Raw genomic sequence first — 14,917 nt, 5'->3', positions numbered from 1 at the left:
TGGGAGCTTGCCCCTTGGTAATTTATTCTTTCTTAAAAGAGCGAATACTTTCAATAACTACGGAACTTAATATAAGGGTTCCACCTACTACGGTTCGCCATGTAGGAATTTCATCTAAAAACAAAACACCCAAAACAATACCATAGATTGGCTGTACACTACCTAAAATACTAACGGTAGTAATACTAAAATTCTTAAAGCTTTTCAAAAATAAAGTATGCCCAATAGCAGTAGTTAATAAAGCTAAAGCCATTAAAGGCATCCACTGTTCAATAACAAGGTTTATTTTCACAAAAAATAATGTAGGTATTAACAATGCCCCAGTAATAGCAACCTGATAAAACATAAGACTAGAGCCATTATACGCTCCTCCTTTTTTCTTTAAAAGTAAATTACGTAAGGCAAAAAATAATGCCGAAAATACACCCAAACCAATTGCTTTAGTATAATCGCTTTCCATATCTAAATCGGGCGCCAAATAATAAATTCCCAACAACACCAAAAAAGCTAAAATAATATGTACTTTTTGAAATTTTGTTTTTAAAACAAAAGGCTCTAAAAAAGCAGTTATCACAGGATACGTAAATAGAGACAACATTCCTATAGCAACATTAGATAATTGCAAAGAATAAAAATAGGTAACCCAATGGATACATAGAAAAACTCCACTTACAATAAGTAATAATCTATCTTTTACATCAATATAAAAAGACACTTTTTTATATCTACAATAGAAGTACAACAACCCACAAGCCAATAAAGCTCTAACACAAATAGTAACTATCGCGGGTAATTGAACGTATCTTCCAAGTACTCCTGAAGTACTTATCAAAAGCATTGCTAAATTAATCTCTAATAAATGAACTAGATGCGGATTCTTACTATCTGTATTATTCATTATCTTTTTAATGCCAATGCTTTTTCTCTGATAATCTGAGAAACAGGTTTATCCTCCAAATGACTCTCCAACCAAGAAATGATATCTAAATACAAAAATGCTCTTTTTTCGTACGGATGGTCTTCATATTTCTTAAGCTCTTTATACAGTTTTAAAAACTCATCTCTTAACTCATGCGGATATATATTCCCAAGGTTTCTTAAAAACTTTATCATCTCTTTTTGTACTGCATGCATATCATTCATTTTCAACAAAAACTTGTACGTACTCTTTAATTGCACTTCTAAATGATAATCCATACCAGCTTCATAATGAGCAACTAAACTTAATACACGAGCAAAACACATTAGGTCTTCTCGCATTTTTAAATTTTTGTTTTCAATTATTTTTTTTAAATATTGAATACAGGATTTATTATCTCCAATACCAAAATACAAACAAGCTATTTTATAGTATAGTACCATTACATGATGCGCATCTATACGATCTTTATGCTTGTTAATTCCGTATTCTACAATTTTTACTAAATACAGCCCTTTTTCAAAAGTACCTTCTAAAAAATGAAGATTTAAACGGTTGGCATTTATATATAAAAATGCGAGAGAATTAATATTATCATTCTTAGGGAATGCTTTAGACTCTACAATAGTTACCAATTTGTCTAGTGTTTGCTTAAATTGAGAGCTATACTTTACGTAAAACAAAGACTCTAATAGATAATGATTTCCTTTTAAGAAAAAAACTGGATTTAAATAAATCATTTCTTTCTGTTCATAAAACAGAGCCACCCACTTATTGGCATATTTATAACAAGAAAGAAAATCTTGCATTAAAAAACTGTGCCATAAATGCGCTTTATACAACCACAGTTTTTCTCTAAAACCTAAGTCTTCTATTTTATATTTAGGTAAATGTTTTTCAAAATACTCTTCAACCATTTGGTGACTTTCGTCATTTTTAACGTATCCAACCTTTAGCATCATACTATATAATTGCATAGATAAATTGGAAAGCTTACTGGTAATAACATTTTGCTCCGACAATCGTTTTGCCTGCACTGCTAATTCATTTGCCCGATCCGGAATACTACGAGTTATATACTGGGTTTCAATAATTTTTTCTAACTCTACAATCTCGTAAGCAATATTTTTCTCTTCATTATCTATTGCCGTTGTCTTTACTTTATCTAATATCTTTAAACTTTGCTTATAAAGTCCTTTTTGATATAAAATTGTAGCAAAATCTAACTGCTCTCTAATTTGAACACGAATATTTTGATTTACAGGATTTAATCTTAAACTCACTAAAATCTGCTTATAAAGATGTGCTTTTAAATTAGATAATTGCTCCTTTTTTACAATTCCACTATCTAAAATAATTTTTTCTTTATAGACCTTAATTTTGTCTAATAGGTTAAATAATGCTAAAAATTTCGCATCAGAATTCACTCCTAAGCGCCCTACATATAATTTAAATTGGCGTTTCTCGGACTTAGATAGTGATTTCACTAAAACGAACAAAGCATCTTTATGCACATTTGTCATCGTAAAAAAAATAGTTTATATATTTGTATATCAATTACTTACAAGAACTAAAAACTATATTAACGTTGTAAATATTTATTCTGTATTTAGTTCTTTCCTTCTATTGTCATATATTCGTTATGACCAGTTAAAACTACGTAAATATAATGAGCAAAGATAAAGTACAAATTTTTGACACCACACTAAGAGATGGAGAACAAGTTCCTGGATGTAAATTAGACACGGAACAAAAATTAGTTATTGCCGAAAGACTAGAACTTTTAGGCGTGGATATTATTGAAGCTGGCTTCCCCATATCTAGTCCTGGAGATTTTAAATCGGTTACTGAGATTTCTAAATTAGTTAAAGACGTTACCGTCTGTGGACTAACTAGAGCAGTAAAAAAAGATATTGAAGTTGCTGCTGATGCATTAAAACATGCAAAAAGACCTAGAATCCATACTGGCATAGGTACTTCTGCCTCACATATTAAGTATAAATTCAACTCTAATAAAGACGCTATAATTGAAAAAGCTGTAGCTGCTGTGAAATATGCAAAAACTTTTGTTGAAGATGTAGAATTTTTTGCCGAAGATGCTGGTAGAACTGATAATGAATTTTTAGCTAGAATTTGTGAAGAACTAATTAAAGCAGGAGTTACCGTATTAAATATCCCAGATACTACAGGGTATTGTTTACCCGAAGAATATGGCGCAAAAATTAAGTACTTAAAAGAAAATGTTACAGGTATTCACAAAGCTACGCTTTCTTGTCATTGTCATAATGATTTGGGCCTAGCTACGGCGAACTCCATTGCGGGTGTGGTTAACGGAGCAAGACAAATTGAGTGTACCATAAACGGTATAGGTGAACGCGCAGGAAATACAGCTTTAGAAGAAGTTGTAATGATTTTAAGACAACACCCTACACTAGGTTTAGACACTAGAATTAATAGTAAATTATTAAATGACACCAGTTTAATGGTTTCGCAAAAAATGGGTATGATTGTACAGCCCAACAAAGCAATTGTTGGTGCAAATGCTTTTGCCCATAGTTCTGGTATTCACCAGGACGGTGTTATTAAAAACAGGGAAACATATGAAATTATTGACCCTGCTGATGTAGGTGTTAATGAATCTTCTATTATACTAACTGCAAGAAGTGGCCGTGCTGCATTAGCATACAGAGCTAAAATAGTTGGGTACGAACTAACGAAAATTCAGTTAGATACTGTGTATCAAGAATTCTTGAAATATGCCGATACTAGAAAAGAAGTTGTAGATAATGACATACATGAAATTATTGAAACCAGCGGTATTAACATCAAAGCGACAAGTTAATGTATTTGAATATTGCTCTTTTAGGTGGTGATGGTATTGGGCCAGAAGTATTAGCCCAATCTGTAAAATGCCTACAGGCGATAGAACATAATTTTGGACACACATTCTCTATTACTAAAGCAGATATAGGAGCAATTGCAATGAAAAAAACAGGTAATCCGCTACCTGAAAAAACATTAAAAATTTGCAAAAATTCTGACGCTATTCTATTTGGAGCTATTGGCACTCTTGAATATGACCAAAACCCTAAATCTAAAGTTTGGCCAGAACAAGGATTGTTTCAATTACGAAAAGAACTAGACCTGTTCGCTAACATTAGACCAGTAAAAGTTTTCCCCGCATTAGCTAAGTTATCCCCATTAAATAAAGCTAATATTTTGGATACTGATCTAGTAATTTATAGAGAACTTACCAGTGGCATCTATTTTGGAAAAAAAGAAATTAGCGAAAATGGTACTGCTGCCCTAGATTCCTGTGAGTATACTGAAAAAGAAATTAGCAGAATTACCCACTTAGCATTTAAAGCTGCTAAAAGCAGAAGAAAAAAAATAACCTTGGTAGATAAAGCTAATGTCCTAGAGACCTCTAGACTTTGGCGTAGAGTTGTTATGGATATAGCTTCAAGTTACCCAGAAGTAAGTCTTAATTGCATGTTTATGGACCATGCTGCAATAGAAATGATACTAAACCCAAATCAGTTCGATGTTATACTGACAAGTAATATGTTTGGAGATATATTGTCCGACCAAGGAAGCGCTATTTCCGGATCTATAGGTCTACTACCTTCTTCTTCCGTAGGTATTGGGCACGCAATGTTTGAACCTATACATGGTTCATTCCCCCAAGCTAAAGGTAAAAACATAGCAAATCCTGTTGCCTCAATCTTAAGTGTTGCTATGTTGTTACAGCATTTTGATTTAGAAGAAGAAGCAAATGCCGTAATTACTGCAGTTCTTAAATCTTTCGCAAAAAAAATTGTTACTCCTGATGTACTTGGAAGCAGTAAATACGGAACAGATTATGTTGGAGACTTTATCGCTAATAATATAAGTGATGATTCTGACGATGATTTAAACATTAATGATGAAAACATTGGATTAGGAAAATCTACTATAATTTAAGACTTTCTTCTTTCGGTATTACTCATTAACTAATTTTTCTACAAAAGAATTAAATTCTTTCTTAAAAGAAATATACTTACTCCCTGTAGCTGGACCATTAAATCCTGTATGGATTTTACGAACCCCTCCCTTTTTATCGATAAAAATAGATGTCGGATAAGACAATACATGGTTCAGCATGGGTAATTTTTTTTGTGCTTTTACTTTATCCGATGTTCCATATTGAGCCAACAATACTGGATACTTAATCCCAATTCTACTTTTTAAACGTTTAATACTTTCATATGCTTTTTCTTTGGTTTTAGCATATTCAAAAGCCAAAGCTACCACTTCGAGTTCTTTAGATGAATTTCCTTTTAAATAGTCCACTAAAAATTTAGATTCATCTAAGCAATTAGGACACCAAGTTCCCATTATTTGTACAATAACAACTTTATCCGTAAATCTTTTATCAGATAAGGACACCATTTTCCCTGTCTCATCAGGAAAAGAAAAATCGAAAGAATCATAACCGTCTTTTAAAAAAGTTAAATCATTCGCGTCTGGCAGCTCAAAAGATTCGTTTCTTTTCGCAACAAATGGCTCTTTAAAATGGTTTCCAGAATAAAACGTTCCATGCATTGTAGAGTCGGTTATTTTGGCTTTAAATAAAAATGCGTGTGCTCCATCGAAAGCCGAAAAACTAACCACATTGCCATTAACCACCCCTTCTAGATACCTATAGTCGCCAGTGGTAGTTCTAAAAGTTCCAGTAACATTACTCCCTTCTTGTGCAAATATACCCTTAGACATATAACCATCCTCAGTACCCCCACTAAACTCTGTTTCCCATACACCAGAAATATTAAACACAGCTTTTTTGGTTATTGAAAACCTCTCTTTTTTACCATAAACTGCATTGAATGGAACTACCCTATCTAAGCTCCGTTTAATGAACTGTCCTGTAATAGTTGTATCCGTATATTTCCCTACAATAAACCCCTCAAAAATCGGTAATTTAATAAATACAGAATCCTTCTTAAATTCAATTTCGTCAACTTTAATAACTTCTTCTGCATTATATACCTCCATAACAGTTTTATTCTTTTCAGAAGACATAATTCTAAAATTAAAAGGTAATTTTTCCTGGTCCAGGACTGTTAAATTTGCAAGCCAATCTCCTTTTTTAAGACCTGTAGAATCTTCTTTTTTACAAGAAAAAAAAAACAATTACCACTAAAAAAATTAAAACCGTATTCCCTTTTTTCATAAATATTATATTTAAATACAAAGAACAATTATTTAAACAAGAATAAAAAACAAAGAATTCAGCGTATTCCCTATTGAATGTCTTAACGCATTGTTTTATCTTTACAGGCTTTAAATCCAACTAATGAAAATTTCTTTCAACTGGCTTAAGCAGTTTATAAATATCGATTGGGATTCCCAAAAAACATCAGAACTACTAACTGACCTTGGCTTAGAGGTAGAAGGTGTTACCTCTTTTGAATCCGTAAAAGGAGGCTTAAAAGGTGTTGTAGTAGGCCATGTTTTATCATGCGAAAAACATAGCAATGCCGATAAATTAAAAGTAACCTTAGTAGATATTGGAAACGAAAATCCAATTCAAATTGTTTGTGGTGCTCCAAATGTAGCAGTAGGTCAAAAGGTTCCTGTAGCAACAATAGGAACAACACTTTACACCAAAGAAGGAGAAAGTTGGACCATAAAAAAAGGAAAAATAAGAGGAGAAGAGAGCCATGGTATGATTTGCGCCGAAGATGAATTAGGTCTAGGACAAAGTCATGATGGTATTATGGTGTTGGCAGAAAATTTAACTCCTGGAACGTTATGCTCGGAAATCTTTGAAATCGAAAATGACGAAATTTTTGAGATTGGACTTACCCCTAACAGAGCAGATGCTATGAGTCATTTTGGGGTGGCAAGAGATTTAAAAGCAGGACTTAAGCAAAAAGAAGTTGAAATAGAACTAATTACCCCACCCGTTACCAATTTTAATGTTAACGCTAGGTCGCTAAAATTTGACGTATCGGTAGAAAATAATGAATTAGCTCCTAGATATGCAGGTGTAACATTAAGCAATTTAATTGTACAACCTTCTCCAGATTGGTTACAAAATAGATTAAATGCTATTGGCATAACTCCAAAAAACAATCTAGTAGATGCTACAAATTATGTTTTACATGAATTAGGGCAACCCCTACATGCATTTGATGCTGCTAAAATTAAAGGCAATAAGGTAGTTGTAAAAACATTACCCAAAGGAACTAAATTTACAACACTAGACGGTATAGAGAGAGAACTTCACGAAGAAGATTTAATGATTTGCGATGCGGAAAAACCTATGTGTATTGCCGGAGTATTCGGAGGCATGCATTCGGGAGTTTCTGAAAATACTACATCTATCTTTCTAGAAAGTGCCTACTTTAATGCAGTTTCTGTTAGAAAAACTGCAAAAAGACATGCTCTAAATACGGATGCTTCTTTTCGATTTGAAAGGGGTATAGATATAGAAAATGTAGAATATAGCCTAAAAAGAGCCGCTCTTTTAATAAACGAAATTGCAGGAGGAGAAATCACTTCGGACATTATTGACCTGTACCCAAATAAAGCTAAAGCATTTGAAGTTTTTGTTCCTTTTGACAAAATACATAGTCTTATTGGTCAAGAAGTACCACGAGACACTATTAAATCAATACTAACATCCTTAGACATAAAAGTAAAAAGTGTTACGGAAGCTGGTCTAGGTCTTGAAGTTCCTACTTATAGAGTAGATGTACAAAGACCAGTAGATGTTATTGAAGAAATTTTACGAGTTTATGGGTACAATAACATTGATTTCACCCAAAAATTAAATGCTTCCATTGCAGGCACAAGTAAATTTGACGATCATAAAATACAGAATACTATTGGTAACACTCTTGCCTCTAAAGGTTTTTATGAAATTATGACCAACAGCCTAACCTCGCCAGAATACACCAACCTCTCCGAGCATTTAAAACAAGAGGATTCTGTTGAGATAATAAACCCACTTAGTGGTGATTTATCTGTAATGAGACAATCTTCCTTATTTTCTTCGCTAGAAGTTGCTTCTTACAATATTAACCGAAAAAAATCCAATCTTCAGCTATTTGAATTTGGCAAAACGTATTGCGTTGAAAATAAAGAAAGAAAAGAATCTAAATACTTAAGTATTCTAATTAGCGGTAATAGAAACAACCAAAATTGGGCTGGAGATTCTAAAAAATCTGATTTCTTTTATACCAAAGCTATTGTAGAACTTGTTCTAGAAAGGTTAGGTATACAAAATACCAAAAGTGTGCCTATAAGTAACACGGATTATTCAGAAGGCTTATCATACGAAGTAAAAGGAAGAAGTATTGTTGATTTTGGAATAATTAAACCATCAATTTGCAAAAAACTAGAGGTTAAACAAGATGTAATGTTTGCTCATTTTAATTGGGACATGGCTTTACAACTTGCCAGTGCAAATAGTATTGTTTTTAAGGAAATTCCAAAATATCCAGAGGTAAAAAGAGACTTTGCATTGTTGCTAGACAATCATGTTAGTTTTAAAGAAATCCATGATATTGCATTACAGACAGAAAAAAAATTACTCAAAAAAGTAACTCTTTTTGATGTTTATACTGGAAAAAAATTAGCTGCAGGAAAAAAATCTTATGCAGTTAGTTTTACACTTCAGGATAACAAAAGCACCCTGACGGATAAACAAATTGATAAAATCATGAACAAATTAAAGTATAGATTTGAAAATGATTTAGCAGCAGAATTAAGATAATAGTTATATTTTCTTTGGAACGAAGACGCTATCAATTTCATGGATAACACCATTACATTGGGTGGCATCTGCTTTTATTATTTTTGCAGTATTTCCAAACTCATCAGTTAACACTATATCTGTTCCATCCATAGTAGCTATTAACTCATCTCCTAAAACCGTAGTAAAAGAAGCCGTACCTTTACCTTGACACATTTGTCTTAATATATTAGAAGCACTTATATTCCCCGCAACAATATGATGGGTTAACAAAGAATACACTTCTTTTTTATTATCCGGTTTTAAGAAATTACTTATATCAAACTCAGATAATTTATCAAAAGCAACATTAGAAGGCGCAAAAACGGTGAAAGGACCATCAGAGCTAAGAATATCTTCTAAATCTGCAACTTTGATTGCGGCCATCAAAGTAGAATGATTTTCAGAAATACCGGCATTAGTACTAATAGATAGCTCTGGGTTCATTTTAAAGGATTCTAAATTTTCTTGAGAAATAGCAGATTGAGCAACACCAATAGCTGAAAAAAACAGCATAAGCGCTGATAATGATAATGTAAAGCGATTCATAGGTTCTAGGTACGGGGGTTAATATTTTTTCCGCTATCGATAAACGGTCTAAATTCTCCGTCAAGATACAATTTTACTCCAGTTAGAAGAAACTGAAACTAGTACCATTATCGATATTAACAAAAAATTAACATATAACTTATACCAAACAAAACTCATTAAGAACCTTTAACCAATATCCATTTTTTTTTACGAAACTCGTTTACAACAAAAGAACAAAAATTAATCCCCAAAACAACTTTCTTAAGAAGCTAGTTAATCCACAAAAATATTATATGGAACTCCATTTAAGTCTATATTATCTATAAATGCTCCATCTGGTGCTGGTTTTACTCGCAATAAACCACCTAACTCATTAGAACCTGTTTTCTTGTATCCAATAAGCATAAGTCCATTGCGGTCATCAAAAGCAACTACGGTAGTTTCTTTTATTTGATATTCTACATTTATTTGTTCTTCCCTTAAAAAATTCTCATAATAATATAGAGTAGCCAAATTAGTTTCCATATTATAAATTACAGGAATACTAGAAATAGTATCGTCATCTATAGATTTATTATAATATAGATTACCTACTGCATCATAATTATATTGGTTTGCCTCGTAGAAATTTGGTTCTTTATTATCTTCATAACGCACATATTTTAAAGAAAGACTAGAAACATCTACTATAGAATGTAATTCAGCATAACTTATAACTACATCACCACCTTGCTTTTTAAACATGTTTTTTACATTATAACCCATACCTTGGTTACTTATAATTTCGAAAGTATTATCATCAAAAACTAAAAGGTTATTTTCATTTGTAACCTCCGTATCTATTGTTAAAACAAACAATCTATTATTAGAGAATACCATTCGCAAAGGCTTCTGAGTTAATTGAAATTCTTCAAAACTAATCTCAGAACCAGAACTGTTAATTCTGCGTAACACATATTTTTTTTGAGTAACTGTTATAGGTTCCTCATACGCTACGTAAAAAAAAGAGCCATGCCTAGCTACAGCATTCACTTGTACAGAGCAATCTAATAAGTCCGTAAAAACATCAATTCTTTTCTCTAGTTTTTCCTTAAAATCATAGGAAATAATTTCCCCTTTACAGTCGGAAGTTCGCCGATAAAAAGTTTGGATATTCGCCTCTAAATAATCAATTTCTGGTTCAAGAATAGGAGAAAAAGTACTATTCTCATTATTTAAGCTTACCGAGGAATAATCTGCATTGAGCAACTGAGCTTTTACTTTATTTTCTTGTTTTAATAATACAGTATAGTCAGCATCTACACTATTAATCTTTTTTTCTTGTTCTTCTTCGTTAGTGGATTTTGTACAGCCCATAATTACCAATACAAAAAACACCCATACGTAATTATAGGTTTTCATGACAATAAAATTTGGGATCAAATAAAGCAAGAACTATTTCTCGTACATTTTTAGTCGTTGTTCTTTTATAGCTTTATCAGACATATATTCATCAAACGTTAAATAACGGTCAATGTTGCCTTTTGGAGTCAATTCTATGACCCTATCTGCAACTGTTTGCGCAAATTCATGATCATGAGTAGTAAAAAGAACGGTTCCTTTAAAATTCTTTAAGGAATTGTTAAAAGCGGTAATACTTTCTAAATCTAAATGATTTGTAGGTTCATCTAACATGACCACATTAGCTCTTAACATCATCATTCTACTTAACATACAGCGCACTTTTTCACCACCGGAAAGAACGGTACATTTTTTCAAAGCCTCTTCTCCACTGAAAAGCATTTTTCCTAAGAAACCTCTAATAAAAACCTCTTCTCTTTCTTCTTCCGTTTTTGCCCACTGGCGTAACCAATCTACTAAGCTTACATTTTGATTAAAGAAAGAAGAGTTATCTGCTGGTAAATAAGATTGATTTGTTGTTACACCCCACTGAAATTCTCCGGCGTCCGCTTTCTTGTTTCCATTTATAATTTCGTAAAAAGCGGTCGTAGCTCTAGAATCCTTAGAAAAAATAGCCACTTTATCACCTTTAGCTAGATTTATATTAACATCTTTAAAAAGCACGTCTCCATCTTCAGATGTTGCAGACAAACCAGATATATTTAAGATTTGATCCCCTGCTTCTCTCTCCCTTTCGAATATAATTGCAGGGTACCTTCTACTAGATGGCTTTATATCTTCTACTTTTAACTTAGATAACATTTTTTTTCTAGAAGTTGCTTGTTTGCTTTTTGCAACGTTAGCACTAAAACGCATAATAAACTCTTGCAATTCTTTTGCTTTTTCTTCAGACTTTTTATTTTGCTGCGCTCTTTGTCTTGCTGCTAGTTGACTACTTTCGTACCAAAATGTATAGTTACCTGAATAAAGGTTCATTTTTCCAAAATCAATATCTCCAATATGAGTACAAACCGTATCTAAAAAGTGCCTATCGTGAGAAACAACTATTACTGTATTTTCGTAATCCGCTAAAAAGTTTTCTAACCAATTTATAGTTTCAAAATCCAAATCGTTAGTTGGCTCATCCATTATCAGAACATCCGGAGAGCCAAATAATGCCTGAGCTAATAAAACCCTAACTTTTAATTTGGGGTCCATTTCTGCCATTAGAGTAAAATGCAAATCTGCTTGAATCCCTAAATTAGAAAGTAACGCCGCAGCACTACTATCTGCATTCCAACCATTCATTTCTTCAAATTGCACTTGTAACTCCCCTATTCTATCTGCATTTTCATCGGTATAATCAGCATAAAGAGCATCTATTTCTTTTTTAATCTTAAACAAAGGCTTATTACCCATTACCACAGATTCTAAAACCGTATGCTCATCAGATGCATTATGGTTTTGTTCCAAAATAGACATACGTTTTCCCGGCTCTAAATGCACATGACCAGAGGTAGGGTCTATTTGACCAGCAAGGATTTTAAGAAACGTAGACTTTCCTGCGCCATTCGCCCCTATTACCCCATAACAGTTGCCTTGCGTAAACGAAACATTTACTTCATCAAACAACACTCTTTTTCCAAACTGCACAGACAAATTAGATACCGATAACATACTTCTTTCTTTTAAATTTCGTGCAAAAATAGAGAATTTTATCCCCTGAACCAATATTCTTACACTCCATATTAAATAATACCTTAACGTAACTTTGCTTTTTTTAACTCGCTATTAACAGCGTAGACTCGCAAGGTTCCTTATTTTTGAATGTTACATAGTAACTATTTGCATATGAATAGAATTTTACTTTTTTGTTTTCTTTTAATATTAGCAAGTTGTAATACAGTAGAAAAAGTTTCCCCAAGCGTTTTTTTTGCAGGTGAAATCGTAAATCCCACTAGTAAATACCTAGTACTACACAAGGGGGAAAAAGCTATAGATTCTGTTTTACTTGATGCAAACAATCGATTTTCTTTTACTTTCGATTCTATACCCCGCGGTTTGTATAGTTTTAACCATGCTCCCGAACATCAATACGTATATCTAGAACCAGGAGATAGTTTAATGATTAGATTAAACACAGTGGATTTTGATGAATCTCTAGTATTCTCTGGTAAAGGTGAAAGTATTAATAATTTTCTAATAGATTTATTCCTAGGCAATGAAAAGGAAGAGTTACTTGTTCGCAGAACTTATAACGCTCTAGAAGCCGATGATTTTAGAAATAAGATTAACTCGCTCAGAGAAAAAAGACTTGAAGAATTGCAAAACATTAAAATGGAAGGTAATTTGTCTGATGAAGCATACAATATAGGAGTTGCTAGCGTTAATTACACCTATTATAACTACAAAGAGCGTTATCCATTTGATCATAGAAAATTTAATAAAGAAAAAAAAATTGCTAAACTACCTGAAGATTTTTACAACTACAGAAAGAATATAAATTTTAATAACCATCAGCTAAATTACTTAAGACCATATTATAATTTTATGCGGTCGCATTTTGGAAATTTATCCTACATGACCTGCTCTCATAAATGCATTATTAAAAACAACGAAGTAAAAAACAAACTACACTACAACAAACACAAACTTAAATTAATAGATAGTCTTGTAATCGAAAAAGAACTTAAAGACAATCTATTCCGAAATGTAGCCATTGATTATCTTTTAAAGACTAACGATTTGTCGAAGAACAACGAGTCATTTATAAAGGAGTTTCATAAACTATCTAAAAACAACAGACATATTAAAGAGATTGATAATCTTTATACTGGCATTAAAAACATACAACCGGGAAACAAAATCCCTAACATTGTTGTAACAAATTCTTCTGGCAGTTCTGTTGCATTGCAAGATATTACAAAAGACAAAAAAGTAATATTCTATTTTTGGTCAGAGACGAATAAAAAACACTATCTAAGTACTTTTAAAAGAATTTCACAATTAAAAGCTCGTAAAAAAGGATATACTTTTATTGGAATAAATTTCAAAACTCAGGAAGATAACTGGAAAACAATTATTAATAGTAATAATCTAAACGACAAATTTCAATACAGAGCCGATAGTTTCGATGAACTATCCGAAAATTTAATCGTTTACCCATTAAATAAATGTATTATAGCCAAAAATGGAATAATTGTAAATGCCTTTTCTAATATCTATGATAGGTTTTAGTTAAAGCTTAGAATGATTCAAAAGTATTTTCTCGTAAATTTTACTTGGTAAAATCTTTTTTAAAGTAACAGAAAATTTCTGCAAAAAAGACCCTACTTTATAATGAACTTTAGGCTTGTCTGTATTTATTATTTTTAACACCATTTGTGCAACCATAATTGGATCTTCTCCCCCATCAACATCTGCATCAATAGCCTCTAAGGTTTTTTTGTACGGTATTTCATAAGGAGAATCTTTTAACACAGGAGAATGATAGCGACCAGCAGCTATATTTGTAACAAAATCGCCAGGGGCTAAAGTGGTTATTTTAATACCAAAATCTTTAGTCTCCATCCGTAAAGACTCTGTAATTACCCCCAAAGCTCCTTTAGTGGCAGAATAAATACCTCTATATGGTAATCCCATATAACCCGCTATTGAAGTTATATTAATAATAAGTCCGCTATTTTGCTTTCTCATGATAGGCAATACACCTTTTATTACATTTATTGGTCCATTAAAATTAGTATCAAATACATTTAAAATTTCATCATTGGGAGTTTCTTCAATAGGACCTGTAATACCAACTCCTGCATTGTTTATTAAAATATCAACTCTACCTTCTTTTAATAGCAACTCTTTAAAAGCAGAAGAAATACTTTCTATATTTCTGACATCCATTTGTAACAATGAAAATTCTTCGAAATTCGGATATTTATCAATATTTCTTGTAGTTCCGTAAACAGTGTATCCTTTTTTAGATAAATATGTTCCTATTGACTTACCTATTCCCGAAGAACCACCTGTAATTAATACTATTTTACTATCCATAAGATTACAAATAAACAAATAAATTAAAAGATTATAATAGGGATAACTTAATAATAAAGAGGAAAATATAGGGTATAAAAAAAGGCAAGCTACCTACATCGCACCGCTACAACCTAATACCCTTGCTGCGTTCCCACCCTGGGGGATTCAAAGGGAGCTGGTCGTGTAGGACTTGCCAGCGGCAAATATACAACCTTTTAAAACTTTTGCAATCCTTTTAGTTTCTAATTTTTATGAATTAACTTGCTCCAATAATTTTT

At 32.2% G+C, this 14,917-nt stretch carries 11 protein-coding genes and 1 other RNA gene; 4 read left to right on the top strand and 8 right to left on the bottom strand.

Going from position 1 to position 14,917, the window contains the following annotated elements; translation table 11 throughout:
- Window positions 1-22 precede the first annotated feature (22 nt).
- Window positions 23-898, bottom strand: coding sequence for a DMT family transporter (locus tag Q0856_RS05480; RefSeq protein WP_298503313.1), 876 nt, complete (start codon window positions 896-898; stop codon window positions 23-25).
- Window positions 898-2,442: a hypothetical protein gene (locus tag Q0856_RS05475; protein WP_298503311.1), complete on the bottom strand. Its 1,545-nt coding sequence runs from the start codon at window positions 2,440-2,442 to the stop codon at window positions 898-900. The genes Q0856_RS05480 and Q0856_RS05475 overlap by 1 nt, the downstream gene beginning before the upstream one ends.
- A 146-nt stretch (window positions 2,443-2,588) precedes the next feature.
- On the opposite strand from Q0856_RS05475, the gene Q0856_RS05470 reads away from it, so the two are divergent.
- Both Q0856_RS05470 and leuB read left to right on the top strand, forming a co-directional pair.
- Window positions 2,589-3,761: a 2-isopropylmalate synthase gene (locus tag Q0856_RS05470; protein WP_298476385.1), complete on the top strand. Its 1,173-nt coding sequence runs from the start codon at window positions 2,589-2,591 to the stop codon at window positions 3,759-3,761.
- The gene (gene leuB / locus Q0856_RS05465; RefSeq protein WP_298503309.1) at window positions 3,761-4,882 is read left to right on the top strand and encodes a 3-isopropylmalate dehydrogenase; all 1,122 of its coding nucleotides are present in this window, start codon (window positions 3,761-3,763) and stop codon (window positions 4,880-4,882) included. The genes Q0856_RS05470 and leuB overlap by 1 nt, the downstream gene beginning before the upstream one ends.
- An 18-nt stretch (window positions 4,883-4,900) precedes the next feature.
- On the opposite strand, the gene Q0856_RS05460 is transcribed toward leuB, so the two are convergent.
- Window positions 4,901-6,091 (bottom strand): TlpA disulfide reductase family protein, encoded by a 1,191-nt coding sequence (locus Q0856_RS05460; protein ID WP_298503307.1) that lies wholly within the window; start codon window positions 6,089-6,091, stop codon window positions 4,901-4,903.
- 163 nt (window positions 6,092-6,254) lie between these two features.
- Between Q0856_RS05460 and pheT the strand changes: the two genes are divergently transcribed.
- Window positions 6,255-8,681, top strand: coding sequence for a phenylalanine--tRNA ligase subunit beta (gene pheT / locus Q0856_RS05455; RefSeq protein ID WP_298503306.1), 2,427 nt, complete (start codon window positions 6,255-6,257; stop codon window positions 8,679-8,681).
- 3 nt (window positions 8,682-8,684) lie between these two features.
- Here pheT and Q0856_RS05450 read toward each other — a convergent pair whose 3' ends face one another.
- The 3 genes from Q0856_RS05450 to Q0856_RS05440 all read right to left on the bottom strand — a co-directional run bounded on the left by Q0856_RS05450 (window position 8,685) and on the right by Q0856_RS05440 (window position 12,287).
- Window positions 8,685-9,248 (bottom strand): fasciclin domain-containing protein, encoded by a 564-nt coding sequence (locus tag Q0856_RS05450; RefSeq protein ID WP_298476398.1) that lies wholly within the window; start codon window positions 9,246-9,248, stop codon window positions 8,685-8,687.
- A gap of 255 nt (window positions 9,249-9,503) precedes the next feature.
- Entirely contained in the window at window positions 9,504-10,631 is a 1,128-nt protein-coding gene (locus Q0856_RS05445; protein ID WP_298503305.1) for a hypothetical protein, read from the bottom strand.
- A 33-nt stretch (window positions 10,632-10,664) separates the two neighbouring features.
- Window positions 10,665-12,287: an ATP-binding cassette domain-containing protein gene (locus Q0856_RS05440; RefSeq protein ID WP_298476402.1), complete on the bottom strand. Its 1,623-nt coding sequence runs from the start codon at window positions 12,285-12,287 to the stop codon at window positions 10,665-10,667.
- Between the two features lie 174 nt (window positions 12,288-12,461).
- Here Q0856_RS05440 and Q0856_RS05435 point away from each other — a divergent pair, with 174 nt between their 5' ends.
- Window positions 12,462-13,847, top strand: a complete 1,386-nt coding sequence (locus Q0856_RS05435; RefSeq protein ID WP_298503304.1) for a redoxin domain-containing protein — start codon at window positions 12,462-12,464, stop codon at window positions 13,845-13,847.
- Here the strand turns inward: Q0856_RS05435 and Q0856_RS05430 are convergent, their stop codons facing one another.
- Together Q0856_RS05430 and ffs are read right to left on the bottom strand one after the other, a co-directional pair.
- Window positions 13,848-14,657 carry an SDR family oxidoreductase gene (locus tag Q0856_RS05430; protein WP_298503303.1) on the bottom strand — a complete coding sequence of 270 codons (810 nt, stop codon included), beginning with the start codon at window positions 14,655-14,657 and terminating at the stop codon, window positions 13,848-13,850.
- 79 nt (window positions 14,658-14,736) lie between these two features.
- An RNA gene (ffs, locus tag Q0856_RS05425) (signal recognition particle sRNA small type) lies at window positions 14,737-14,835 on the bottom strand.
- Window positions 14,836-14,917: the final 82 nt, after the last annotated feature.

Origin of the sequence: uncultured Maribacter sp. (assembly GCF_947496775.1) — a bacterium.
GTDB lineage: Bacteria > Bacteroidota > Bacteroidia > Flavobacteriales > Flavobacteriaceae > Maribacter_B.
This window is presented reverse-complemented; position numbering and strand designations above follow the sequence as displayed.